The sequence below is a fragment of the Candidatus Sysuiplasma jiujiangense genome (assembly GCA_019721075.1).
Lineage (GTDB): Archaea > Thermoplasmatota > Thermoplasmata > Sysuiplasmatales > Sysuiplasmataceae > Sysuiplasma > Sysuiplasma jiujiangense.
The window spans coordinates 12245-35155 of record JAHEAD010000019.1 but is presented as its reverse complement, the minus strand read 5'-3'; the positions used below and the strand labels follow the sequence as shown (position 1 = coordinate 35155).

Here is a 22911-nt window from a genome sequence, read left to right as displayed (position 1 = left end):
ATACTACTAACTATTTAGACTCTTCGGTCCGAGCACACTGGCAATTCAAAAATCGAATCAAAAACGCTTATTTTCCTAACCCTTTATGGCCGCCATAGCTCTGATCCGGTATGTCAGGAAGAAAGCAATAAAGCTGAATCCCGTAACGCATGTCATAATTCCCCTGCTTGGTTCGGCCCTTCTCATCCTTGCCATCTACTATTCCTTTGTTCCCTTTCCGGCATTTCCGTACAACGTCTATGCGTATATTGCAGGCATCTGGATCATCGCAGGCATAATCTATGCCCTGGTAAAAGGAAGGAAAGTGGGGGACATAGCCACTGTGAATGTAAACTGAGCCAGCCGTCTGCGCTCCGTTTCCTGGCAAAATCGGCGACATGCCTCCCCTCTTCTGAAGACTGTTCATACGCCGACAACAGTCCTCGTGGGTGACAGGGATGATCGTTCATCGTTGCCCTTTGCAAAACTCGTATCCAGGGAAATTCCAGATTCCAAGCTGGTCATTGTCCCGGGGGCAGACCATCTGATAAACCTCTCCAGACCCGATGAATTCGAGACAGAGCTGAGATCTGCACTCAGAAGGGCAAGGTAACGGGACAATCCCGGAATGGCATGCACCCGGATTAGACGTAGATGTTTTGAAAGCTGGAAGTAAAAAATGTGGTCGGCCTTGAACCCGACGGTAGAAACGAGGGGGGTGCCGGTACAATTAAGCCATTAGCGCTTGACGCACTCTGGTTCCGGCGTTTTCAGACTTTTCAATCTCATGCAGAAATATTACATCAGGCCATTCACCAAGGGCAGGAAAGAACAGCAACACACGTTATTGACGCATCAGAATGCCTTCCTGCATGATTGCTGCAGGTCTGGAACTCATATAGGAAACAAAGCTAAGTTCGGCGGATCTTCTGCATCTTGCGTATGCAATAGGACTGAAGGAAAGAGCTTTCCAGATTGAGAAAATAATAACGCCAGACATGGAATTTCAGAGGGCAAATTCCGGATATATGAAGGTAAACTGCATCCGTTGGTTGTTTAATCATACCCGCATCGAACAGTTGTTACCGTCATTTGCGCGCTTGTATCAAATTCACTTCCGTTTTTGCCAAAATCCGGCCTCAGGTTTATATTATATTCAAGGCGAAGAAGGGCACTCTCCAGGATGGAAAAATGAAAAACAGACCAGTGCAGCATCTCAGTCACTGGCAACGGCACCTGCTGACGGAGACTTCGGGCGCCAGCACAAATGGTAAAGCGCATACACTGCTGTGTCCGCCGAAATGCACACCACAGGCACCTCTAAATTTGTCTGTGCTGCATTGGTCCTCATTGCACTGCCTGACAGACACTTTCATTCCCATCTATGGCTATTTACCGTTCAACGGTGCCGGCGATGGCTGCAGTTCGGAGAGAGACAGTTTGGTTAAAGGCTGCTTGGAACGCTCAGGAGAAATTCCTGCAAATAAATGGAAAGGGGGAATCTTCAAGGCAGCATAGGAACAACTGTCTTTCCTGGAATAATGCCGGATAACAGCGACATGATTGCTCTGAACATACATGACATACGAACAGAACCCCGAATTGGGCGAACAGCACTTCGACGAATTGCATACCGCTTTCAGTCGAAATGACCGGCCTTGAGATTGTGCATCAATAATTTCGATTATCCACAGTCCTGCGGATACATTGCTCTATCGATCTGCCGTCCCCGTCTTCATAATGTACAGTAAGCTCCTTTCTGTAAATATTCCCGCTCACTGAAAGGACACCGTCCAGATCGGAAACCACGTCCACCACCCTTTCCAGTGACGATACAGAATCTACCCACGGTACATCGAGCGACAATGTATGGACTAATGTCCTGCGATCAGCCCCCGCTCTTCCCCGCATAAACAATGTTCCAATGAATGAATTTGACAGTACAGCAGTTACGCTGAGCGCCATCGCTATCATTGCCCATATCGGGTCTACAAGGCCGGTGGCGGCTATGGGAACTCCCACACCGTTGAACGAGAAAGCAATTGCCAGATTCTGCTTTGTCTTCCTGTAGCTCTTCAGTCCTATACTATAAGCATCTGCTATTGCGCCGAGACTTCTGCCGACAATCACCACATCAGCCGACTCTATCGCAATGTCTGTGCCACTGCCCAGTGCAACACCTATATCAGCCTGCATGAGTGACGGCGCGTCGTTTATCCCGTCACCTACCATCAGCACCCGGTGCCCCTGTGACTGGAGCTCACGGATCTTTTCCGCTTTGCCGTTTGGCAGCACGGATGCGAAGAACATGTCCACGCCTGTCTTTCTGGCCACACGTGCTGCGGGACCGTAACTGTCGCCTGTAATCATCACGGTTCTGAGATGATATCTGTCTTTCAAAATAGCAATAGTACTGGCTGCATCGTCCTTAATTTTGTCCGAAAGGGTGATTAATCCTATGATATCGCCATCATACGACACACCGACAACGGTTTCATCTCCGTTTGTGTGCCCCGAGGATCCATGCAGCAGTCCGGTTGACAGCCTGTTGCCGGATTCGATCAGAAAATCGATTGTTCCGACAGCCGCTCTCTTTTCCTTGACAGTGCCTGTCACTCCCTTCCCGGGTACGGCAGAGAAATTCTCGACTGCTGTTATCTCCGTGGGATACTCCGTCGCCTTCCTCACTATCGCTCTTGCGTATGGGTGCTCCGAATATCTCTCCAGCGCGCCCGCAATACCGAGAACTTCCTTCTCGCCATACCCTGAGCCGCACAGTATCGAAGAAACATCGGGCCTTCCCTCTGTAAGGGTGCCAGTCTTGTCTAACACCACTGTGTCTATCTCGTGAAATACATGGAATGCATCCGCACTCCTGAAAAGTATACCTTTTTCCGCAGCCATTGTGCTTCCCCTCATCATAGCAAGCGGTGTTGACATTCCGAGCGCACATGGATAACCCATAACGAGAACAGCCAGCGCAGCGAAGACAGCCCGATAGAAGTCTGGAGCACCCGTGAATAACCATTCGCCCAGACTCCAGATGATGAAACCCGAAACGGCAGCAATCAAAACACCAGGTACAAAGTAGCGAAGTACAGTATCGAGTAATTGCAGTATACCTGGTTTCAGAGATCTTGCGTCTTCGATATATTCTGCAACCTGTTGCAGAAAGCTCTCCTTCCCGATCCTGGTCACACGCACCAGAAGAGTTCCGTTACCGTTAAGTGTGCCACCAATGACCTCACTCCCGATGTACTTCTCTGATGGCACCGATTCTCCGGTAACCAGGCTTTCGTCAACGGTCGACTGTCCTTCGACGACCTTTCCATCTACAGGTATTGATTCGCCGGGTCTTATTCGCACAAGATCGCCGGCATTAACTTGTTCGACGGGAACAACTGTTTCAGTTCCGTCTTTATCGACAAGGTGCGCAACATCAGGCTGCAGTGAAAGGAGCTTACGTACCGACTGTGTCGAGCGCGTTCTGACTCGGAGAGACGCATATCCTCCCAGAATGTGGTATGACGTTATGAAAACAGCAATTGCAAAAAACTCGACTGCAGGGAATCCCCTGTAGATAAAGAGTCCCAAAAGACCTCCGGCCAGACCCCCAAAAGCGGCAAATTCCATGAGCACGTGCTGATTGAGTATTTTTCTTCTCAATGAGTATGCAGCGCTTTTAAGAATCGGTCTGCCGAACCAGAAGACGTTTACAGTCGCAAATGATAGGACAGAGTATGCTGCGACATACATTTTTATGACATGAAAATACTTCAGTCCCATGACCGCAATCGTTGAAAATGTCAATATTGCGCTGAGTATCAGTCTTCTCTGCTCTTTCCTGAGTTCCGTCTCCTCTTCTTCAAATGTTCTGACTTTGTCAGGATCTCTGACAGCATATCCGAGCTTCCGCAGCTCTTCTTCGATCTGCCATGGCTGCACCTTCTCTGCGTCATAGTGAATGAGTGCCTCTTCATGGCCAAGATTTACATTAACGCCCGTTATGCCGGGGATTGCTGACAGCCCCTTTGATATTGTACTCGAGCAGAAAGAGCAGTGAACACCTCCAATTTTCACCCTGTGTTTGGATTCCATCAGACCACCAGCATCATGCGCTGGATCACCGGCTGCATTGTGACTCAATTCGGGTGCCTCCACATTCTGTCTTCACCGGATCATCATATGTCAAATCCCATTCCGATTATCTTATTCCTGATCAGTTCTTCATCAGTTTCATCCGGATCGAAAACAATCTTTACCTTACCGGTAGTCAGCTCGATCGCTGTTTTCTTAACGCCTGCGGACACATTCAATTCCCTCGCAATCGAGTCGGAGCAGCCCTGGCAATGCATTCCCTTCACTTTCAAAACCAGTATCCTTTCCTGCATTTCTGTTGCCTTCTGCGGCATTAGTATATAAAATAAAGTATTAATAGTATTTACTTTATAGTGCTGTATCAAGTATGGCAGGGGAAAGTAAGGGAAACGTGCTGTTTAACTGCCCGGTACAGGGCATAGCAGATGTGATTTCCAGAAAGTGGTCCCTTCTGCTTGTTGCTGTCGTGGGCAGCAAAGATTCCATGCGTTATAAGGAAATCATGGACAGCCTGCAGGGGGTAAGCCCCAAGAGCCTTTCCGATTCACTGGGCTATCTTACAAAAGCAGGAATACTGGAACGAAGAGCATACAGCGAAATTCCTCCGAGGGTTGAATACCGTCTGACAGAAGAAGGGATAAGGCTCAGAAATGCGGTCCTTCCGATAATCGAATGGGCGATAGAGAATGCAAGCGAGAAAGATTGCATAATACTGAAATTCATGCAAAACTGAAGAATATCGCCGCAGTATCCGAGCGTACACATCGATATCATGCCCATAGGTTAAGCCGCCACATTCTTCACGACTTAAAGTACCGTTTTGATGATCTGGTTTGATTTTTAATCATTCAACAGAACCATCTTCAAAAGGAACGCATCTGAGAAGGTCAGTGATGTAATTGTCAGAGTCTGATACAAAAGTCAAAAAAAGCGAAGGTTTGGTGAATTACAAAAAATATGTCGGTCTCTCGGTGTTTGCAGGTTTGATAGGCGCACTCGTAATGGGTCTTGTAATGACCGGGATTCTTGCGTCAATGGGGCTGCCTCCCCTGGCCATGATGATGGCACTCGGCTTAACTATCGGGTTACCTGTTTCAGGCGGTACGTCAACCGTAATGGGAGGACTTGCCATACATCTTTTCGACGGTGCGCTTCTTGGACTGATAGGCGCAGGTGTTACATTAGGGTTGAAGAAATGGTTCTTTGTGAACGGCGTCCGAAAGGGATTCCTTGTCGGGATTCTCGCCGGAGTTGTACTCTTTATCGTCTTCGGTCTCCCTGTCATGATGCTGAGTCTGGAAAAATCGATGGTGCTGGCTGTATCGTATTACATGGCGAGCTCGTCAGGCATGTCTGTTGCGGCAGTAATGCCAATGGTCAAGCAGAAGCTTACGGGAATGCTGCCCTCTGTTCTCGGGGCGTTTTTCTTTGTACACCTGCTGCTCGGAATAACCTGGGGCGCCATACTTGGAGCAGGGGCCGGCATGTTTGTTTCAAGAGAGAGCAGCGGCAGGAAAGAACTTACCTGTCCTGCCTGCGGCATGTCATTCCCGACACAGGAGGCGCTGATGCAGCATGGACAGACTGCCCATGGAGCGAAGCAGGAGACGCATGCACATGAGCACTTTAAGTGCAAGGCATGCGGCGCGGAGTTTGAAACGCAGGGCGAACTCATGGTGCACGGGAAGAAATCGCACTCCATGTAAATACATGGAGAAACCTTTTACCTTTCTGAACAGTTCAGTTATTTCATTCGGAATGTTACCGTACAGCGAGCATGAACTTGGAATGGTCTTGATTCAATGAAATTACAAAATATACGCAAAACGAAAGAGTACGATATAATCGCAGTCGGTACTGGTTCTGCGATGAACATAGTCACTGCCTACCTGGAAAATAATCCGGAGGCGCGTGTTGCAGTAATAGATAAGGACGAGCCGGGGGGGATATGCCTTACGCGCGGATGCATACCTTCGAAGCTTCTACTCTACCCTGCTGAAGTTGTTGCAACCATAGACAGCGCAAAGGCATTTGGCATATCTGCGAATATTCGGAACATTGACTTCGCCAGTGTTATGAGGAGAATGCGCGATATTATTGACAGCGAAATAGGGACGATAAGAAAGGGATTGACATCTTCGCCGAACGTAGATTATTACCATGATGTGGCCGAATTTGTTGAACCCTATACCATGAAGATCGGAGAGCATACAATAAGGGCCCGTACAATTCTGCTCTGCACGGGCTCCGCGATTGCTATCCCGAATATAAAAGGGCTTGAGAGCATTAATTATCTGACTAGCGACTCCGTGCTGTTCCTCAAGAGGCTGCCCTCCTCGGTATGCATCGTGGGGGGCGGCTACATCGCGGCTGAATACGGTCATTTCTTTTCCTCGATGGGATCTGAGGTTACAGTCATAGGAAGAAACAGGAGAATCCTCCCCGGGGAGGAACCTGAAATATCCGAACTCGCCAGAAGAAATCTTTCTAGCAGGATGCGTGTGATGACTAACTGCGAAGTGACTGCGGTAACGTCGGAGAACGGATTGAAAAGGATAGAATACATGAATAAATCAGATAAATCTCCGGGAAGTGTGTCGGCTGAAGAGATAATGATTGCTTCCGGCAGACGATCTAATTCCCATATTCTGCATCCCGAGCGTTCCGGCATTGAGACCGCTACTGAGGGCTGGATCCGTGTAAATGAATATCTTGAAACAACGCAGCCGGGCATATGGGCATTCGGGGATGCGAATGGAAAACACCTGTTCAAGCATGTCGCAAATTACGAATCCATTATAGTCTATTACAACGCAATTCTTGGCAGGAAGATATCTGCAGACTATCATGCTGTTCCGCATGCTGTTTTTACGATGCCTGAGGTTGCAGGTGTGGGCATGTCCGAAAGTGAGGCTACGGCTGTGCATGGAAAGGAAAACATACTGATTGGTTTCAAAAAATATGAGGATACAGCAAAAGGACAGGCAATGAACGTTCATGACTGCTTTGTCAAGATAATCATGCTCGCCAGTGATCACTCCATACTCGGCGCACACATTATTGGACCCCAAGCATCCGTGCTGATTCAGGAAGTTACTAACCTCATGTACACATCGCATGGAAATGCGGATACGATCTCACACGCCATGCACATCCATCCTTCTCTAACTGAAGTCGTGCAGCGTGCTGTACAGGCCCACACGAGTGTTGATGAATACCACAGGCTGCTCAGGGCAACTTTTTCCCCGCCTCTGGTGTAATTGGCATCCTTTCTCCCGTCGGCTGAGTAAATCAGCAAAGCATAACAAAACTTAATCTTTACTTATTATGGTCTGTCTTTAATGTTTAAATATAATAGTAATAAACAGGCATATGACTCTTTTACAACAGTGATAATACATGACAGAAACAAATAGGTGTCCTGCCTGCGGCATGTCATTCCCGACACAGGAGGCACTGATGCAGCATGGACAGACTGCCCATGGAGCGAAGCAGGAGACGCATGCACATGAGCACTTTAAGTGCAAGGCATGCGGCGCAGAGTTCGAAACGCAGGACGAACTCATGGCGCACGGAAAGAAATCGCACTCCATGTAAATACATGGAGAAACCTTTTACGTATTTTACCGGGTTCTCCGGATAATTTCAAGGTGGCTGTGTTTTCAGATATCAGGAGAGGTGCAATAATGATTGTGTTTACTGAAGATTTCAGAAATAGAATGCAGAAGAAACTTGCTCTTTTGGAAGAGGCCGATCGTAAGAAGGCGAAATCGAACGTAAAGGTCACAGTTGTCAAACTTGACAATCAGCTTTCGGAAGCCGTATCGAGGAACGGCCTGAAGTGGACAGCAGATGAAGACGGTCCGAGCCCATTGGATTATTTTGTTTCCAGTCTTGCGATGTGCCAGATGGTCCATTATTCGGAGCATGCGGCGTCGGATGGCATCGACATCAGGTCGCTGAAGATAGAGGTCACAGGAACGTTTTCTCTTGCTCATCCCAGATCCTTTGAGGAAATCGGTTACATTGTTTATCTTGAGAGCGGTGAGGATGAACAGAAACTGGCAGGACTGGCAAGGATTGCCGAACACGATTGCTACGTGACTAACACCCTCAAGAAGGCCTGCAGAGTAACAGGAAGGGTTATCATCAACGGGAAAACCAAATTGATGCTGTGAGTGTCTTACTGTATCTTCAAATCGGATTCCGCGCCAAGGTAACCTTCAATGATCAGTTTACCCATTTCGGTCAACCTGATCTGATTCCTGCCGTGTTGTCCGGATGTCAGCTCGATCAGCCCTTCCTCTACGAGTCCTCTTGCTTCCGGGGTACCGTTGATGTGATATGATATCAGAGGGAGGCTCATATTCATCTTCTTTGAAAGGTCATCCATTGAGCTGCAGCAATCCGGTACCTCACGCAGGAACGCCAAAATCTTCCTCTTTCTTTCAGAAAGAAGGTTGTAATATGATAATTTCATTATCGGAAAAAACATTACCCTCCCATCAACAATGTAGAATGCCTTGAGACCATTTATGAAGGACGCAGTCAGCGCTGCGCATGTAGCAACCTTTGTTCCACAAGACAGATTTGCCAGTATACTGGTTGGATCCTCTGTTTGTTTAATTTTCGAGAACGCCTTGATCATTTCAGGCAAAAGGGGCTCATTGACCGCCACTACCGGAACGTCGATATTGAATCTGACCAGTTCCTTTTTGATGTCCAGTGCAGATGCATGGTTCTTGTCGTTGGAGATTATGTAATATTTTTTGACAGGAAATTCCTTCACGGCATGATAGATGCCCTCATTGTCTTCGCCCACTGTCGCGACAAGAATATATTTTTCCAAACCAGTCTACCTGAACATCTATTAATCAGTCCATTATATCTCTATTGCCCAAAGGAAATGCGGGTTGGGCGGACGGATTGCAATATCAAGGAATTTTCATGTAAAAAGTCTCCTGACAGTAATAATGTTAACTCCGAATCAAGGGTAAGGTTTTGGAGGGAAAATGCTTAACACCACATCTTTCCGTTTCGGGCGCATTGGGTTTAAAGATCCTTGTAAGAAGTCTTCATCATTTGAAGCAGATGATTCCATAGGGGGTGGCAAATTGATTGTATCGGCTCACAATGGCCTTTGGTCCCTTGCAGAATCTGGAGAGATTTAGTGTGTTTCCTTTTCCTTTCCCCTGGACTTCATGCATAGCGGCCATCTGTCCCTGATTCCATAACTGACCGCATTGACTAGTGCCCGCCCCCTGCCTCCAGCCACTGTGACTTGCGCCTGATGGTGCAATGACTGCATAGCCGGCAACATTGCTCTCCATAGGGTTCTTCCAGCCTGCATTGGTTGCAGTGTAGACAATGGGGACATCGCTCTCCACTGCCAATTCCATTTCTTCCTCTGTCCGGTGTACACCTGGAATATTTGACGATGCATAAGCGCCGTAAGGCGGGTTGCGCCGACATTATGCTTCAGGAGCCCCGGCCATTGCATCCATCCCCTGTGTTCCTGCCGTGAAACATCCGGCTGCCAGTGATAGACAGTCAGGCACATGCACTTGTCGGATGCCATACATTCCCACATGCCCTGCCGGCATCATTTTTGGATTCCCCTTTTGTAACAGTCATTCACTGCCGAATGGCTTGAAGCGCACATCACTGCTTTGAGGCGACGGTTATGCGGGTACTAATCATGCGGCTCACGTTGCAATACCATGACGTCAGTATTACGCCGGAACTCGTGATGGGCATGGCAATCAAACATTTCGGGAACATGCGTTGTCATGCTGGAGAATTAGTTGATATTAAGCTTGCATATCTTGCAATATATCGTATTCTTTATATCACATCAAAGAATACCTGATCGGTGTGAGACAGAATCTACAGAATCCATGAAAACAGATGTGTGTGTGGTTGCCTGAACGAAAAACATGGAACACGGTTGCCCCGGATCATATCCGATAAGGATGTCGCGGATGAACTTTATCTGATGTACTTGGAAGGATGCCGGAAGAAGAGAATACAGGCTGGAGTTGTCTGTTCAAACGCTCACAGGTGAAACTCAGAGAGGAGATTGAAAATGAAATATGCGGTAATAATAAATTCAAAGGAATCAGAAACGATGTGGAACGCATTCCGGTTTGCAAGCGCCGCTCTTTCCAAGGGGCACAGGGTTTCGGTCTTTCTCCTTGGACCGGCCGTGGAAATAGATTCTGTCGACAACAGCCGCTTCGAAGTCCATAAAGTGCTCAACAGATTCATAGAGCTCGGCGGGGAAGCACTCAGCTGCGGTACATGTCTCAGACTGCGTAAAGCGGATGCGAGTGAAGCCTGTCCCATGTCCACTATGGATACGCTGGTTTCCCTTACCGAAGATGCTGACAGGATGGTGAATTTCGGTTGAAGACGAGAACCGTCCTGGTTTTGGGTGCCGGAATCGGCGGTATATCAGCTGCTACAGAGCTCACAAAACTGCTGGGCGGAAAACACACCGTAACACTGATAGATCGCAAGCCCCGTTTTTACGAATGTGCCTACAACATAGGAATTGTGAGCGGTGAATTGAGTGATCCGGCTGCGGGCGAAGGCGATTATTCGGCACTCAACTCACGCGGAATTGAGTTCATTAATGCAGAAGTCAGAAACATCGATGCTGCCGGCATGACTGTTCAGACAACAGAGGGTGATTTCAGCGCAGAGTTCATAGTAATCTCGATGGGGGCGGAAATGTCGCCCGCAATAATTCCGGGTCTGTCCGGCGGTGGCTACAACATCTATGAAAAGAATGGTGCGGTGGCATTTCGGCATGAGCTCGAACGCATTGAGGAAGGGCGTGTCGCCGTCCTTATCACACGTACGCCTTTCAAGTGCCCGGCTGCGCCCTATGAGACTGCATTTCTTATCGACTCCACACTCCGGAAAAAGGGAATCAGGGACAGATGCTCTGTAGACATATATACACCTGAATGGCAACCGATGCTTGCGGCAGGCAATATGGTAGGGGACGGACTCGTAGGCATGCTGAAGAAGCGTGAAATCGGCTACAACACCGAGCACATGGTTCTGAAAGTGGACAATGAAAACAGAAAAATACTGTTTGAGACGGATGATGCGGGCTACGATGTCATGGCCTATGTGCCGCCGCACATCGCCCCCGAGCCGGTACGCAAAGCGGGTCTCGTCGATTCAACAGGATGGATTCCAGTAAATCCGGAAACGCTTGAAACGAAGAAACAGGGTCTGTTTGCGATAGGCGACATAGTGTCAATAAAACTTCACAATGGAGTATTCCTTCCAATGGCCGGCGTATTTGCGTTACAGGAGGGTATCGTCGTGGCTGCAAACATTGCATCAAGACTTGGGTTCGGAGACGAGGAGAGATTCGCAGGAGGCGGCTACTGCTTCATCGAAACCGGGGAAGGAAAGGCGGCGATGGGTTCGGGCAATTTTTACGCGAGACCGGCCCCGGAAGTCAGCTTCGAAGCACCATCCGAAGAACATAAACGAACTAAAGACGAGTTCTCTGCTGCAATTCTTGATGCATTCCGGTCAATAGACTGATTGCTGCCGGACAAGTAAGAAAGAAAACTGATCGGTGTCATTAATCCGGAATTTGACCATGTCCGTTCTCAGACTTGTTATGTCGCTGAACAATGACGGCAGCATAACGGTCGTGGGCAGCACAACAGTTTGCTTCATATCACTGAAAGATGGCGCGTGTCATGCTGCATAAAGACGGATAACGAATAAGAAAAATAAGCGATTTTCAGGAGAAGCGATTCGCCTCAAAGTGCCGGTTTACCTGCAACGCCGTTGATTGAAAGTGTTGTGCCGGGAACCACCCTTACGACTAACCTGGTGCTGACCGTCTCCCTTCACCGGTCAACATACCCGGTTCCGTCCGTTCTATATCCAGACCATCAAAGTGCTTGTCGAAGGAAACGATACAGTCCACCGCCAGCTTTTTTGCTACAAAGTACTGTAAGGCATCGTCGAAATAAAGTTTTGTTTTCTGCTGAACAATAGTTGCTGCGATCTCATCATCATTTCCTGTATCATAAACCACAAGCCCTGTGCTTGTCTCCAGGTTCCGCAGGAACATGGATACGAATTCCGCTTTGCCAAGTATTGCCTCTATTGCATGTACTGAAAATCTCGTTACCACGGCCTCCAGAGCGCCTTCAGATACCATGTCCAGCAGGTCCTTGCATTGAGCTGCTTTAGGCTGCCTCAGGAACATCTCAAGGAATATATTCGAATCCAGGAGTATCATTTTATCTTTTTCCACAGCATGTGCTGGAGTTCGACGGAATCATTCTTTAAGTGATCCAGAACACCAATCATCTTACCCCAGTCCGGCTTCCCCTCCCTGGTATACTGCCTCAGCAGATCCTCCATCGCCTTCTTCATCGAACCCTTCCTGTATCCGTAAGTCTCCATGGCCTTCTTCCTGAATTTCTTCACCAGCTGACTGTCCAAATCGACCTTAAGAGTTTCGGCCATAAGTACTATAGTACATTATTACTATTTGTGTCTGACGGTCACCCCCGGCATTCAGGACAAAGCTGAAAGAATAGCGAGGGCATTCCCCGGTCTTCAGGCATGAGAGGATGACACATTCTGCAATGAACAAGGCAGAAGCGACTGCCGGTGGAAATTCATATCGAAGAGATTTGCATCGGTCCAACAAAGTATGAAATTGTGATGTCCAGTATAACGCCTCACCTCCGCATCGGGAGCATATCAGCCCTGCTCAGGAGAAACTGGTCCAGAGGATACAGGTATTCCATTTCCGGTTTCGCGGGTTTCCTGTTTTTTGAAGCGATTTTATTCACCGGACTGCGGCTTCTTGCCACAGGCAGCATACTCTTCATAGATATTGCCGCCGCCGTGTCAAGCACATTTGTTGCTTTCCTGCTCAATGAATACTGGACATTCGGGAACCGTGTATCTGCGGGCGCTGCCGGCAAATCGCTGGTTAAACGGATTGTTGCGTTTCAGGGCGTAAATGCAGCCGGGAACGCAATCATAATCAGCATTCAAATTCTGCTTCTCGCTTATCTTGCCCTGGAACCGCTTATAGGTACGCTGGTCGCCTCGGTTGTCGCCACTCCCGTTGACTATTATCTCTCATCCGTTATCGTCTGGAAGGTCGGGATATAGGTAAATGAGGGCAGCATCGCCGGAGAGTCTATTCCTGGCGGCGTCCATTGCCGCAGGACTCGGAATAGCCCTGGTTGATCTCAGCTCGCTGCTCTCAATCCCGCTGCTTTATTATGTCGGTCTCAATCTGCTGATACTGATTATCGGCGGCGTCGCTCTTGAGAGGACTGGCTCAGTCCTGTTTTCCGTTTCCGTCATATTCTTTGCGGAAAGCTTCTGGAATCTCTTCTGGCTAATTGGAGCACTGGCAAGCGGCCACCATATTGGTCCGACACTAAACGAGGGGGCGGGATATGTTGTTCCTGTCTCACAGTACTATGCAGGGCTTGCCGTACAGTTTATCATTGCGGCAGCCGCCTATTTCATCAGCTCCAGAAAATGCGGAGGCACATTGAATAAGGCGGAGAGGGCGAACGCCGCCGGCCCGAATTTTCACAAAAATTCCAATGAAAGATAATTCGATCATGATTCGTCCATGAAAACAACATGCATGTGGCAGCAGGTGCGGGAGCATGAATATACAGCCGCGGAAATTCATGATGTTCATGATGTGCCGAATACAGTCATGGAACGCAGGCGATAAGTGAACTGAATTTCAGGCGCAACCTGTTTACACGCTTCAATTCAAAGAGAAGCGCAACCGGAATGATAAACGGAAAATTCGGTACTTTATTTCGGTTTAGCACCGGACGACTTTTCGATCCAGTCAAACAACGGAATCAGCTGTTCCCTTAGCTCGAGACCTTTTTCCGTCAGTGAGTACTCCACGCCTACAGGACGGGTATTGATTATCCGTCTATCGACAAGACCCGCAGACTCAAGCTCCTTGAAGCGCTGCGAGATCAGGTTGGATCTGGCAGCTCCCACGCTCCGGAGTATCTCATTGAAATGCATGCTTCTCTCGTTGCCCAGGAGTCCGATAATAAGAAGCGTGTATCTCTTTCCGATCAGTTTCAGCACCGATTCAGACGGAAGAATGCATATTTCCCTCGAATCGTGCATTATCATGCATGCATTCTCTTTTGCTTTTACCATACAGGATGTCATATGAGGACACACTTATATTAAGCTTTTAATATACTTTAAAAAATTGGATTAAGTCCAGATAACTGCACTGCCTGTGACGGTCGAAGTGCATCACCGGCAGTTCCATCCACGGTAGCCGTGACAGCAACTGAAATTGCGCCTCATTCTTCAGACTGTTTTCGGATATGGTCCAGAAAATTTAGCCTGCTTCGAAAATTTGAAGCACATTCAGAAAATGACGCTTTTCGGTTTATTTAGCAATTAATGATTCAAATTCAATCATGAACGAAAATCATCGTGAATCTGTCATGTTGCGTGTTTCGGGCATGACCTGCCAGGACTGCGTTATGCACGTGAAGAAGGCAATACTGAGCCTTGACGGTGTGACGGATGCAAAGGTCGACCTGAAGACGGGAGACGCGAATGTTGTCTATGAACCGGAAAGGGTGAAACCGGATGATATACTTGCCCTCAGGATATTCAGGCCTCCCTCCCACTACAGCGCATCGATCAAAGAGCGGTGATTGAAAACAATGACCCAAAAATTCGATGACATCATAATTGGCCGGGGTGCTGCGGCTTTTTCTGCTGCCATTAAACTCACCGAGATATCCGGGGGCGAGGACAGCATAGCAATGATTGGGAGCGGCCCGATGGGCGGAACCTGCGTCAACGTCGGGTGCGTGCCTTCCAAATACCTTCTTGAGGCTTCCCACAGCCTGTATTACCCTGCCCATCCCTCGTTCACCGGCATAGGGAAGACGCATCCAAAACTTGACTTCGGCAGTATGATGTCCGGGTTGAGGGAGCTGGTAAAGGAACAGAGACGGGACAAGTATGAAACAGTAATAGACGGTTATCCGAACGTTTCTGTATTCGAGGGGAAGGCTAGATTCGTATCCTCTGGCGAAGTGGAAATAATTTCCCAAGCGAATGGCAATGACGGACACAGTGGCGTAACATACGCCGCGGACAGGATACTTGTTGCAACGGGATCAAGACCGACTGCGCCGCCGATCGAGGGACTGGATGCAGTGGACTACCTTACAAGCGATACAGTGTGGAATCTGAATGAAAGACCGGACAGGCTTACGGTTATAGGCGGCGGTGCGATAGGTCTCGAGCTCGGTCAGGCCTTCAGCCACTTTGGAACGGAGGTCTCCGTCGTGGAATCCATGCCGAGGATAATGTCCCAGGCGGATGGCGATATTTCTGAACTATTGCAGAGAAGGCTCGAGAGCGAGGGGATGAAATTCTACATCAAAGCAAGGATCAACAGGGTGAAAAAGAAGGGCGATGAACAGATAACGGAGGTCATTACTGCAGCGGGCAGGAGTGAGGTGCGCAGCGATGCGCTGCTTGTGGCAACAGGCAGAGCTCCGAACACGGAACTTCTCAATCTGGAAGCTGCAAAGGTTGCAACCGACAGCCGCGGTTTCATAAGGACCGACAGCTCAATGCGGACTACGAATTCCTCCATATATGCCGCGGGCGACTGTATTTCGAAGAAGCTGATGCTTGAAACGCTGGCCGGGCGCGAAGGAGTGGTGGCTGCAAGCAACATGCTCGGTCACCCGATGCAGATAGACTATGCGGCAGTACCATGGGCCGTGTTCACAAATCCGCAGATAGCGGCTGTCGGGCTTACCGAGGAGGAGGTCACGAGAATGCTTGGCTCATGTTCGGTCAGCTCGCTGAGTCTTGATCGCGTTCCGAAGGCAGGAATACTCAATGATACAGAGGGGCTGGTAAAGCTGGTGGCAAATCCCTCGAACAACAAGATTGTCGGAGCTCAGATTCTTGCACCACTGGCAACCGAATACATAATGGAGGCGGCAACAGCGGTCAAACTGGGTTTGACGTACGACGACATAATCAACACAACACACGTGTTCCCTACGCTTGCAGAGAGCATCAAGATTGCATCTCAGGCGTTCGTGAGAGATGTGGAAACAATGAGCTGCTGCGTGGAGTGAAATGTGACAAAAATCAGGCCACGGCATTAACGGCGATAAATGGGGAAGCAGGGAAATAAAATGGCGGACTGGCAGTATGGTGGTTTTTAATGAGGGCAAGGTACTTGACGATTGCTGCCGCAATACTGGTTTTTCTCGCTCTGCTCTTTGTTGCCGGCCGTAATTACGCCGCCGGGTTCGGCGCTGCTCTTGGTACTGTAGCTGTTGTGATCGCTCTGTTCGGTTGCTGTGCAATCCCGCTGATTCTTTCCATCTTCGTGAATAAGAACAGGAACGGCGAAAAATGACCGGGTGCAGACTGAACCTGCCTGAAACCGGATTTAAAACTGATATTCATTGCGGCGGGGGCTGATATGAAACAGAAGTGTTCCACACTGAAAGGATACAATGCCACGCAGCCCGGGACGGCCGATAACGCAGAACATATCGTTAAAATGGAGCAGAGGTGGTCTGTGTCTCGGAATAACTGCGGTGTCCGCCGGTTTATGCGCCGATTTGATGGCCGTCGGACTAATGCCGGATTTAAATTAAATCTGCTGAAGATGCCAAAGACATATTGCACAGTTAGAGATACGGAAACAGGCGGGTCTGACTGACCATGTCTGCGGGCAACACGGTTTCAGGGACAGCATTCACCCGTGATGCGGGGAGGATAAAGGCAGTGGACACAATGCGCATGTTGCGCGCATTCGTGCATCACTCCCTGAGGACTGCCGGCGGCAGGATCCTTTTCCTGGCTTCACTGGCCGGTTACTGGCTCCTCTATGCTATGAGCACAGGCATCATTGCGTACTTCAGCTACAATGCGCTTTCGCAGGTTATCTCGGCGGGAGGAACGAATCCGATCGTTGTCAACTTCCTTGCATACTGGCAGTATCCCGCAAACGTCTACGAATCCGGCCTGCTCTGGTTCGTCACGCCTAACCTCATGCTCAGTCTCCTCATTGGGCCGTTATTCTTCTCGACGGTGCTGTCGCTGCTCTTTGCCGTCAACATGCTGATATTTGCAGGGCTTATCCGCCGCCGGAGATCCTCGGGCAGAAGCGGCATGGCCAGTCTCGCATCAGTCATACCTGCAGTATTCAGCGGCAGCTGCTGCTATGCTCCGTTCGGACTGATCGCAGCGGTGTCGCTCTTTCACCTTTCACTGTCACAGACCGGCGCACTCTATGCACTGTCATACACCTATCAGATCCTGGACAATATCGCATTCACGCTGCTGATGCTTTTTTCAGCCGTCTATTCATACAGAAAACTGGAATCAGCTGTCTGCTGCAGCTGAGTACCGGCCGGTCCGTTATACGGCTGCCGGACCATCAGACTTCCCGCATATTGTCACACCCTGCCCGAAAGGCATGGAAGAAATTCTGCCCAGGCTTTGTCTAACTGACGGATGAGGTGGAAACTGAAAGGAGCCTGAGTGCCCCGAGTGCCCCTAATGTGCCGCAGAGGGAGGGACAGAGTCGGACAGGGCGCGCCTTTCCGGCAAATCTATTTACGTTAACAGATACATCAACAGATACGAATTGTTTTTACTCCGGCACGGCTGCGTCTCATACGTCATACGCATTTTTCCGCAAAACTCTGCTCCGGCCATATGGAGCTTGCAATGCCGGATTTGCAATATCAACTTAAATGGCGGGATCAGCGAATATGGGTGCTATTCTGCTATTGTGACAATAGATAACTGCCGGCCAGTTTTGACCAGAATCTTCCTATTGTGGCAATAGGCGGTTGTTCCTATTCATTTGTGCCTGAACACTGCAGAATATTTTTTGCATTATTCAGCGACTTCTGCGAGACAGTTGAGAAACGCTTCGGCAGGTTCGGGATGGAACCATTTACCTCCCTGACTTAGACTCCGTTCTTCAGATTGTCGAGGAGCAGCATGCCGGGTCTTTTGTTCTGAACATGGTCGTCGACATGTGCATTGCCCGTGATCCCTCCTGCTGTGCCTGCGCAGCCGCCTGATGACCTGTCCGCACTCCGATTGTACAATCACATTGGGTGCCAACAGCTTATCCATCCTTTCCATGAGGTCGCTGTCTATTGAGCACAGCACCCTGTGGAATTCACACCTTTTTGCACCACCGCCGATGCCCAGTTCTCTTCCAATCATCGAGTGAAGTCAGTCGAGCCTCCTCCTTCCCTTCTCCAGCTCAGTGTCGGAAAGCGTGTGCTTCGTGCTCAGGGGTATGGGTCCGTTGCGATACCTGAGCACACGTCTCGTGCGGTCAAACCACTCCATCCTCTCGAGGAGTGCTTCCGCGTCGGATTGAATGGAGCCGAGTGACTTCGGCGGCGGATGGAGTCTGTTGAGCAGGACGAGCAGCCTCCTCGGTGCGTTGCCCCTCCTCTGTCCCTGCATGTCCGCCTTTTCCATCATCCCGCATCTCACTTTCTCGCACCTGATGTAGAAGTCCGGCGCAGGCGAAACCACAACCGTCAAAACAACAGCAGGCATTATCCTGCCCGCCAGCGGCAGAATTCTCCGAAGCTGACCAGCCACGGACTTTCATGGGACGGAAATGAATGGTATCCCGGCGTGCAGTGGTGCAGACATTTGCAGTCTGCACTTAACGGACGAGCGAACAAATTTGAACGGAAGCACATGTTGCGTCAACCCTGGTTGCTGAAACCAAGTTCCTTGATATGCTCGAGGATGCGAGGGATGTTTATACCGACGGGGCAAACCTCCTTACATCCGCCGGAGTGCGTGCAGAGGTTGGCCGGAAAAATGTCCCTGTTGACAATGGCTGTCCACATAGCGCCTGTAGGCCCGCCATATGGAGGGGTTATCCAGTCCTTGCCCAGTACCCTGTAAACGGGGCATGAGAAATAGCACCGCCCGCACTTTATGCACAGAAGTGCCTCCCTGAGCTCGGGGTCCAGATTTGCCTCAGACCTGCCATTATCCACTAGAACCAGATGAAACTCCTTGGGACCCGTGGCAGGGCTGACTCTATGCAGCTCTATATCTGCCGTTGAACTCGGACCCGATGTTATGTTGATATAGCTTGGGGGATAAAGACCACCATATGCTGACTGGACGAGTGTTTCCATCATCGCCATTTTGAGCGATGGTAGTATCTTGTCAATTCCTGTCACAGCGATATGCATCTGGGGAAGGACCGTGACCATGCGTATGTTGCCCTCATTCTCAAGAAGAGCAACAGATCCTGTGTCTGCAGCAACTGAGTTGGCACCAGTGAGACCCACCTCTGCCTTCAGATACTTCTGCAGGAGAAATTCACGGACCGTTGAAACCATCATCTCAGTCGATGAGTTTTCATTGATCGATCTGTCAATCTTTTCGTTTAACAGCCTACCAATCGCCTGCCGTGTGAAGTGCAATGCAGGTGCAACAATGTGTGACGGGGAGTCTTCTGCGATCTGGACAATGAATTCACCAAGATCTGTTTCCCAAACATCCTTGCCTGAGGATTCCAGCCTTTCTCTTATTCCTATTTCCAGCATGACGTTGGACTTGGACAGAACGATTTTTTTCCTTTCCCCTACAAGGTCTGTAACCAGCTTTACTGCATCCTCTCTGGTTCTCGCAAGATAAGCCTTGCCTCCGGAGGCTTCGACAGATTTTATTGTCAGCTCAATATAATGCTCTAGGTTGTCCAGTACCTCAAGTTTTGCTGTCCTGAGTTCATCTGCCATAGAGCTCAAATCGCTGAAACTGGACAGTATCCTATTCACACTTCGGACATTGTTATTTATAGCGCGGTCGACTGCTTTTTCCCATTCAGAAGTCAGATGATCACTTCCATTATATCCATGATGCCATCTGCATGCTTTGATAGATTCTGATAGCAAAGGGGGCACGCGACGAGTATTTTCCCAGAAACACGTTTAAGGGAGTTAGCGCGCACCTCTGCTACTTTGTTGCTGAGTGCAGGATTTACCGAACCCACCGGTGCTCCGCAACACATCGATGTTCGCAATCCAGTAACTACGTCATCCTCTTTCAAATCCATACCTGCATCAATCAGATGTTTTCTTATAATTTCCCTTCTTCCGAGATAGCGTGAATAGAGGCACGAGTCATGGAAGACGTAAGTTTTGCTTGTGCCACTGAGGCTATGGACTTTAATGAGATCAAGGTAACTTTTGACTTCGGCTTCAAGAAGTGACATTTCCTTGAGTCTGGAAAGTGCATTTAGTGTGTGAGGGTCAACCGTAATAACCGTTGTTATTCCCCTAGACGCAAGGAAACTGGAAAGTTTCTCTCCGTACGAACGGAATTCCTGAATCATCCCAAGTTCCAGAAGTATAGCTCCGCTGTATGGCTCCTCTTCATAAAGATAGGAAAAATCAACGCCAGCTTCCGTCAGCAGACTGGAAATTTTGGACAGTATATTTCCTGCGCGCTCAATCTCATCTCTGTCCGTTCTGACAACCAGCGTGCCAATACGGGAGAGTGCCTTCACACCAGCGAGCTTTCCAACCCTTGCAATTATACTCTCATATTGATGGAAAAGACTGGCAAGCTGGTACATATATGAAGTGTAAAGTATCACTTCCCCCTTCATGGGAATATTCAGTCTTCTCGCCCATTCGGAACATAATTTTCTGTTAATAGGAAATGGGACAAAGTCATCCATAAGATTTTCAAAAACGGTTTTTCTGATGGTCATAAGCTGATTTTTCGTCTTCCTGGGGTCAATATCAATTCTTTCACTCATACGATTTTTCCTGCTGTATTAATCACATGTATCGACGGCATTACATTTTACGTTCTCATTTGGCACCTATATATCTTCCATATCGAGAATTATTTTGGACACTTTGCAGTCTGTCTTAAGCAGATCCTTAAAGCTCTCATCCGCTGTTCCAGCACCCCTGACTTCAAACCACTTTTCTGCACCCCTCAGCTGTCCCCTGTTTATGAAGTCAACCGCCACTCTGAAATCTTCATTACTGTAACAAAATGAGCCTGAAATGCCTGTCTCACTTCTCACCACATTGTTTCCATCTAGATCCATCCTATTCTCATGAAGCCCAAGGAGTGATACTGTCCCACCTCTTCTCACGTGCCTTACAAGCAGATTCCTGGTTGCATTGTACCCTACGGCATCTATCGCCCTGTCAAATCCAATTTTGTTTCCTGCCCTGTCTAAATGTTCCTCAACCATTTCTGGAATCAAGGCAGCGGTGACTCCGTACTTCAACGACAGTTCCCTGCGAAAACTGTTTGTCTCAACCATTACAACCTCCGACGCCCCTGACACAAGCGCCATCCTGGCAGAGAGGAGCCCGATGGTTCCGGCTCCAGCAATTAGGACATAGTCCCCTACTGAAACATTTGCCTGCCTTACAGCTCTTACAGCACATGCGAGTGGCTCGGTCAGCGAACCATATAGGGCATCGTTCACTTCATGCACAGCGTAGGAAGGAACAGAAACATACTGGTCAAAGCCTCCATTGAAGTTTATGCCGATTATCTTTCTTTCCGGACAGAGCTGCCTGTCGCCGTTCGCACAGTACCTGCACCTGCCGCATGTCACGAGAGGATTGACTGTCACAAGTCTGCCTATCATCCATTCGAGTGAATTGTCACCTGTCTCAACGATGTACCCTGAAAATTCATGACCCATTACGCTTGGAGGCTTTCTCAATTCATTATGCCCTGTGTATGCAGACAATTCAGAACCGCATATACCACAATATTTCACCTTAACCAGTAAGTCGCCATTACGCGGATGCGGTTTCTCAGATTCGGTAACCTTAATGCGACCTATGTCTGCCCACAGGAGTGACTTCAACTCTATCACCTATAACTTCATAATCCGGTTGTTCAATAACGTTTGTCCGTACAGTTCCGGGCTGGCTACAAGTGTGACTTCCACACCTTTCCTCAGAAAATCAGGCATGCTGACTTTATAGTCCTAAAACCGCTACCAAAGGCGAAAAGAAGTTAACCGTTGAATCACCATGCGGATAATGGGGGCAGCAATGGAACTTAAGACGCAGTCTGGAACCTACTTCGCCACTGTGCGCTTCGGGATAAAGCACGAAGGTTGCTGGACGGAATTAACAGGAGAGAATACAGTAAAGGTGCACACGCTCATAAGTAAGCCGTTTAAGGAGAAGAATTGCATACTTGGGGTTATCGAGGTGAAGAGCGTGAGCCTTGATGCGGTCAAAAGATTTCTACGCTCCTTCAAAAGATCAAAAAAAATCACGGAAATACTGGAGATTGCGCCCGTTAACTATCAGCGCAAGTTGTTCAAAGTAACATTCAGGGAAGTTTATGACGGAATGGTTTCATCCCTTCTTTATGAACACTCCTCCATTTATCAGAATGACCTGATTTCAGGAGACGTTGAGCACATAACGGCTGTGATTCCAAAAAGTGAGGTGAACAGGCTTTACAGCGATCTCAGCTGTCTGGGAACCCTTTCTTATTACAGGCTCTCGAACGCTCACGTGAGCGAGCAGGCGCCAGTGGTGCTTGACCTTACGGATGCCGAACGTGATGCACTCATCATGGCATTCCGCCTTGGTTACTATGCAATACCAAGAACTTTTCATCTGGAGGATATGTGCACGATGCTAAATCTTTCAAAATCCACCCTTCAGGAATACCTCAGGAGGGCGGAGAATAAATTACTTGCTAAATGGATGTATGAAAATTCAGTTGAATGCTGAAAAG

28 protein-coding genes are annotated in these 22911 nt (G+C 48.7%); 16 read left to right on the top strand and 12 right to left on the bottom strand.

Translation table 11 applies throughout. The annotated features are described in order from the left end of the window. The first annotated feature begins 85 nt into the window (after nucleotides 1-85). Both KIS29_09635 and KIS29_09630 read left to right on the top strand, forming a co-directional pair. Nucleotides 86-337, top strand: coding sequence for a hypothetical protein (locus tag KIS29_09635; protein MBX8640581.1), 252 nt, complete (start codon nucleotides 86-88; stop codon nucleotides 335-337). 87 nt (nucleotides 338-424) lie between these two features. Next, nucleotides 425-592: an alpha/beta hydrolase gene (locus KIS29_09630; protein ID MBX8640580.1), complete on the top strand. Its 168-nt coding sequence runs from the start codon at nucleotides 425-427 to the stop codon at nucleotides 590-592. 1058 nt (nucleotides 593-1650) lie between these two features. Here the strand turns inward: KIS29_09630 and KIS29_09625 are convergent. Further along, nucleotides 1651-4077 (bottom strand): cation-translocating P-type ATPase, encoded by a 2427-nt coding sequence (locus tag KIS29_09625; protein ID MBX8640579.1) that lies wholly within the window; start codon nucleotides 4075-4077, stop codon nucleotides 1651-1653. Nucleotides 4078-4160: 83 nt separating this feature from the next. Beyond that, nucleotides 4161-4370: a heavy-metal-associated domain-containing protein gene (locus tag KIS29_09620; GenBank protein ID MBX8640578.1), complete on the bottom strand. Its 210-nt coding sequence runs from the start codon at nucleotides 4368-4370 to the stop codon at nucleotides 4161-4163. A gap of 74 nt (nucleotides 4371-4444) precedes the next feature. Between KIS29_09620 and KIS29_09615 the strand changes: the two genes are divergently transcribed. The 5 genes from KIS29_09615 (at nucleotide 4445) to KIS29_09595 (ending at nucleotide 8255) form a co-directional block, all read left to right on the top strand. After that, nucleotides 4445-4810, top strand: coding sequence for a helix-turn-helix transcriptional regulator (locus KIS29_09615; protein MBX8640577.1), 366 nt, complete (start codon nucleotides 4445-4447; stop codon nucleotides 4808-4810). Between the two features lie 208 nt (nucleotides 4811-5018). Further along, nucleotides 5019-5783: a C2H2-type zinc finger protein gene (locus KIS29_09610; protein MBX8640576.1), complete on the top strand. Its 765-nt coding sequence runs from the start codon at nucleotides 5019-5021 to the stop codon at nucleotides 5781-5783. Between the two features lie 96 nt (nucleotides 5784-5879). Further along, nucleotides 5880-7337 carry a dihydrolipoyl dehydrogenase gene (locus KIS29_09605; protein ID MBX8640575.1) on the top strand — a complete coding sequence of 486 codons (1458 nt, stop codon included), beginning with the start codon at nucleotides 5880-5882 and terminating at the stop codon, nucleotides 7335-7337. A 139-nt stretch (nucleotides 7338-7476) separates the two neighbouring features. Next, nucleotides 7477-7674, top strand: a complete 198-nt coding sequence (locus KIS29_09600) for a C2H2-type zinc finger protein (protein MBX8640574.1) — start codon at nucleotides 7477-7479, stop codon at nucleotides 7672-7674. Nucleotides 7675-7763: 89 nt separating this feature from the next. Then, a complete protein-coding gene (locus KIS29_09595) occupies nucleotides 7764-8255 on the top strand; it encodes an OsmC family protein (GenBank protein MBX8640573.1) in 492 nt (163 codons plus the stop codon). A gap of 5 nt (nucleotides 8256-8260) precedes the next feature. On the opposite strand, the gene KIS29_09590 is transcribed toward KIS29_09595, so the two are convergent. Together KIS29_09590 and KIS29_09585 are read right to left on the bottom strand one after the other, a co-directional pair. Next, on the bottom strand, nucleotides 8261-8926 hold the full coding sequence (locus KIS29_09590; GenBank protein ID MBX8640572.1) for a hypothetical protein: 666 nt from the start codon (nucleotides 8924-8926) through the stop codon (nucleotides 8261-8263). A 229-nt stretch (nucleotides 8927-9155) separates the two neighbouring features. Beyond that, complete coding sequence (locus tag KIS29_09585; GenBank protein ID MBX8640571.1) at nucleotides 9156-9476, bottom strand: hypothetical protein; 321 nt, start codon at nucleotides 9474-9476, stop codon at nucleotides 9156-9158. 686 nt (nucleotides 9477-10162) lie between these two features. Here KIS29_09585 and KIS29_09580 point away from each other — a divergent pair. Together KIS29_09580 and KIS29_09575 are read left to right on the top strand one after the other, a co-directional pair. Next, nucleotides 10163-10486, top strand: a complete 324-nt coding sequence (locus KIS29_09580; protein ID MBX8640570.1) for a DsrE family protein — start codon at nucleotides 10163-10165, stop codon at nucleotides 10484-10486. Next, on the top strand, nucleotides 10483-11643 hold the full coding sequence (locus KIS29_09575) for an NAD(P)/FAD-dependent oxidoreductase (protein ID MBX8640569.1): 1161 nt from the start codon (nucleotides 10483-10485) through the stop codon (nucleotides 11641-11643). The genes KIS29_09580 and KIS29_09575 overlap by 4 nt, the downstream gene beginning before the upstream one ends. 289 nt (nucleotides 11644-11932) lie before the next feature. On the opposite strand, the gene KIS29_09570 is transcribed toward KIS29_09575, so the two are convergent. Beyond that, nucleotides 11933-12370 (bottom strand): PIN domain-containing protein, encoded by a 438-nt coding sequence (locus KIS29_09570; protein ID MBX8640568.1) that lies wholly within the window; start codon nucleotides 12368-12370, stop codon nucleotides 11933-11935. Beyond that, entirely contained in the window at nucleotides 12352-12585 is a 234-nt protein-coding gene (locus tag KIS29_09565) for a hypothetical protein (GenBank protein MBX8640567.1), read from the bottom strand. The genes KIS29_09570 and KIS29_09565 overlap by 19 nt, the downstream gene beginning before the upstream one ends. Nucleotides 12586-12786: 201 nt before the next feature. Here KIS29_09565 and KIS29_09560 point away from each other — a divergent pair, with 201 nt between their 5' ends. Further along, nucleotides 12787-13245 (top strand): GtrA family protein, encoded by a 459-nt coding sequence (locus tag KIS29_09560; protein MBX8640566.1) that lies wholly within the window; start codon nucleotides 12787-12789, stop codon nucleotides 13243-13245. Between the two features lie 4 nt (nucleotides 13246-13249). Continuing rightward, nucleotides 13250-13702, top strand: a complete 453-nt coding sequence (locus tag KIS29_09555; GenBank protein ID MBX8640565.1) for a hypothetical protein — start codon at nucleotides 13250-13252, stop codon at nucleotides 13700-13702. A gap of 212 nt (nucleotides 13703-13914) precedes the next feature. Here the strand turns inward: KIS29_09555 and KIS29_09550 are convergent, their stop codons facing one another. Further along, entirely contained in the window at nucleotides 13915-14253 is a 339-nt protein-coding gene (locus tag KIS29_09550) for a helix-turn-helix transcriptional regulator (protein MBX8640564.1), read from the bottom strand. 299 nt (nucleotides 14254-14552) lie between these two features. On the opposite strand from KIS29_09550, the gene KIS29_09545 reads away from it, so the two are divergent. From KIS29_09545 to KIS29_09530, 4 genes are all read left to right on the top strand, one after another. Then, nucleotides 14553-14795, top strand: a complete 243-nt coding sequence (locus KIS29_09545; protein MBX8640563.1) for a heavy-metal-associated domain-containing protein — start codon at nucleotides 14553-14555, stop codon at nucleotides 14793-14795. 9 nt (nucleotides 14796-14804) lie between these two features. Continuing rightward, on the top strand, nucleotides 14805-16247 hold the full coding sequence (merA, locus tag KIS29_09540; GenBank protein MBX8640562.1) for a mercury(II) reductase: 1443 nt from the start codon (nucleotides 14805-14807) through the stop codon (nucleotides 16245-16247). An 89-nt stretch (nucleotides 16248-16336) separates the two neighbouring features. Next, complete coding sequence (locus tag KIS29_09535; protein ID MBX8640561.1) at nucleotides 16337-16534, top strand: hypothetical protein; 198 nt, start codon at nucleotides 16337-16339, stop codon at nucleotides 16532-16534. Between the two features lie 311 nt (nucleotides 16535-16845). Then, complete coding sequence (locus KIS29_09530; GenBank protein ID MBX8640560.1) at nucleotides 16846-17529, top strand: hypothetical protein; 684 nt, start codon at nucleotides 16846-16848, stop codon at nucleotides 17527-17529. A 572-nt stretch (nucleotides 17530-18101) separates the two neighbouring features. On the opposite strand, the gene KIS29_09525 is transcribed toward KIS29_09530, so the two are convergent. The 5 genes from KIS29_09525 to KIS29_09505 form a co-directional block, all read right to left on the bottom strand. Then, a complete protein-coding gene (locus tag KIS29_09525; protein ID MBX8640559.1) occupies nucleotides 18102-18245 on the bottom strand; it encodes a hypothetical protein in 144 nt (47 codons plus the stop codon). A gap of 130 nt (nucleotides 18246-18375) precedes the next feature. Then, on the bottom strand, nucleotides 18376-18756 hold the full coding sequence (locus tag KIS29_09520; protein ID MBX8640558.1) for a hypothetical protein: 381 nt from the start codon (nucleotides 18754-18756) through the stop codon (nucleotides 18376-18378). Between the two features lie 110 nt (nucleotides 18757-18866). Then, nucleotides 18867-19916 carry a lactate utilization protein gene (locus KIS29_09515; GenBank protein MBX8640557.1) on the bottom strand — a complete coding sequence of 350 codons (1050 nt, stop codon included), beginning with the start codon at nucleotides 19914-19916 and terminating at the stop codon, nucleotides 18867-18869. Nucleotides 19917-20008: 92 nt separating this feature from the next. Continuing rightward, entirely contained in the window at nucleotides 20009-20941 is a 933-nt protein-coding gene (locus KIS29_09510; GenBank protein ID MBX8640556.1) for a (Fe-S)-binding protein, read from the bottom strand. A gap of 66 nt (nucleotides 20942-21007) precedes the next feature. After that, on the bottom strand, nucleotides 21008-21988 hold the full coding sequence (locus KIS29_09505; protein MBX8640555.1) for an alcohol dehydrogenase catalytic domain-containing protein: 981 nt from the start codon (nucleotides 21986-21988) through the stop codon (nucleotides 21008-21010). 211 nt (nucleotides 21989-22199) lie between these two features. Between KIS29_09505 and KIS29_09500 the strand changes: the two genes are divergently transcribed. Further along, nucleotides 22200-22907: a helix-turn-helix domain-containing protein gene (locus tag KIS29_09500; protein ID MBX8640554.1), complete on the top strand. Its 708-nt coding sequence runs from the start codon at nucleotides 22200-22202 to the stop codon at nucleotides 22905-22907. The last annotated feature ends 4 nt before the right edge of the window (nucleotides 22908-22911 follow it).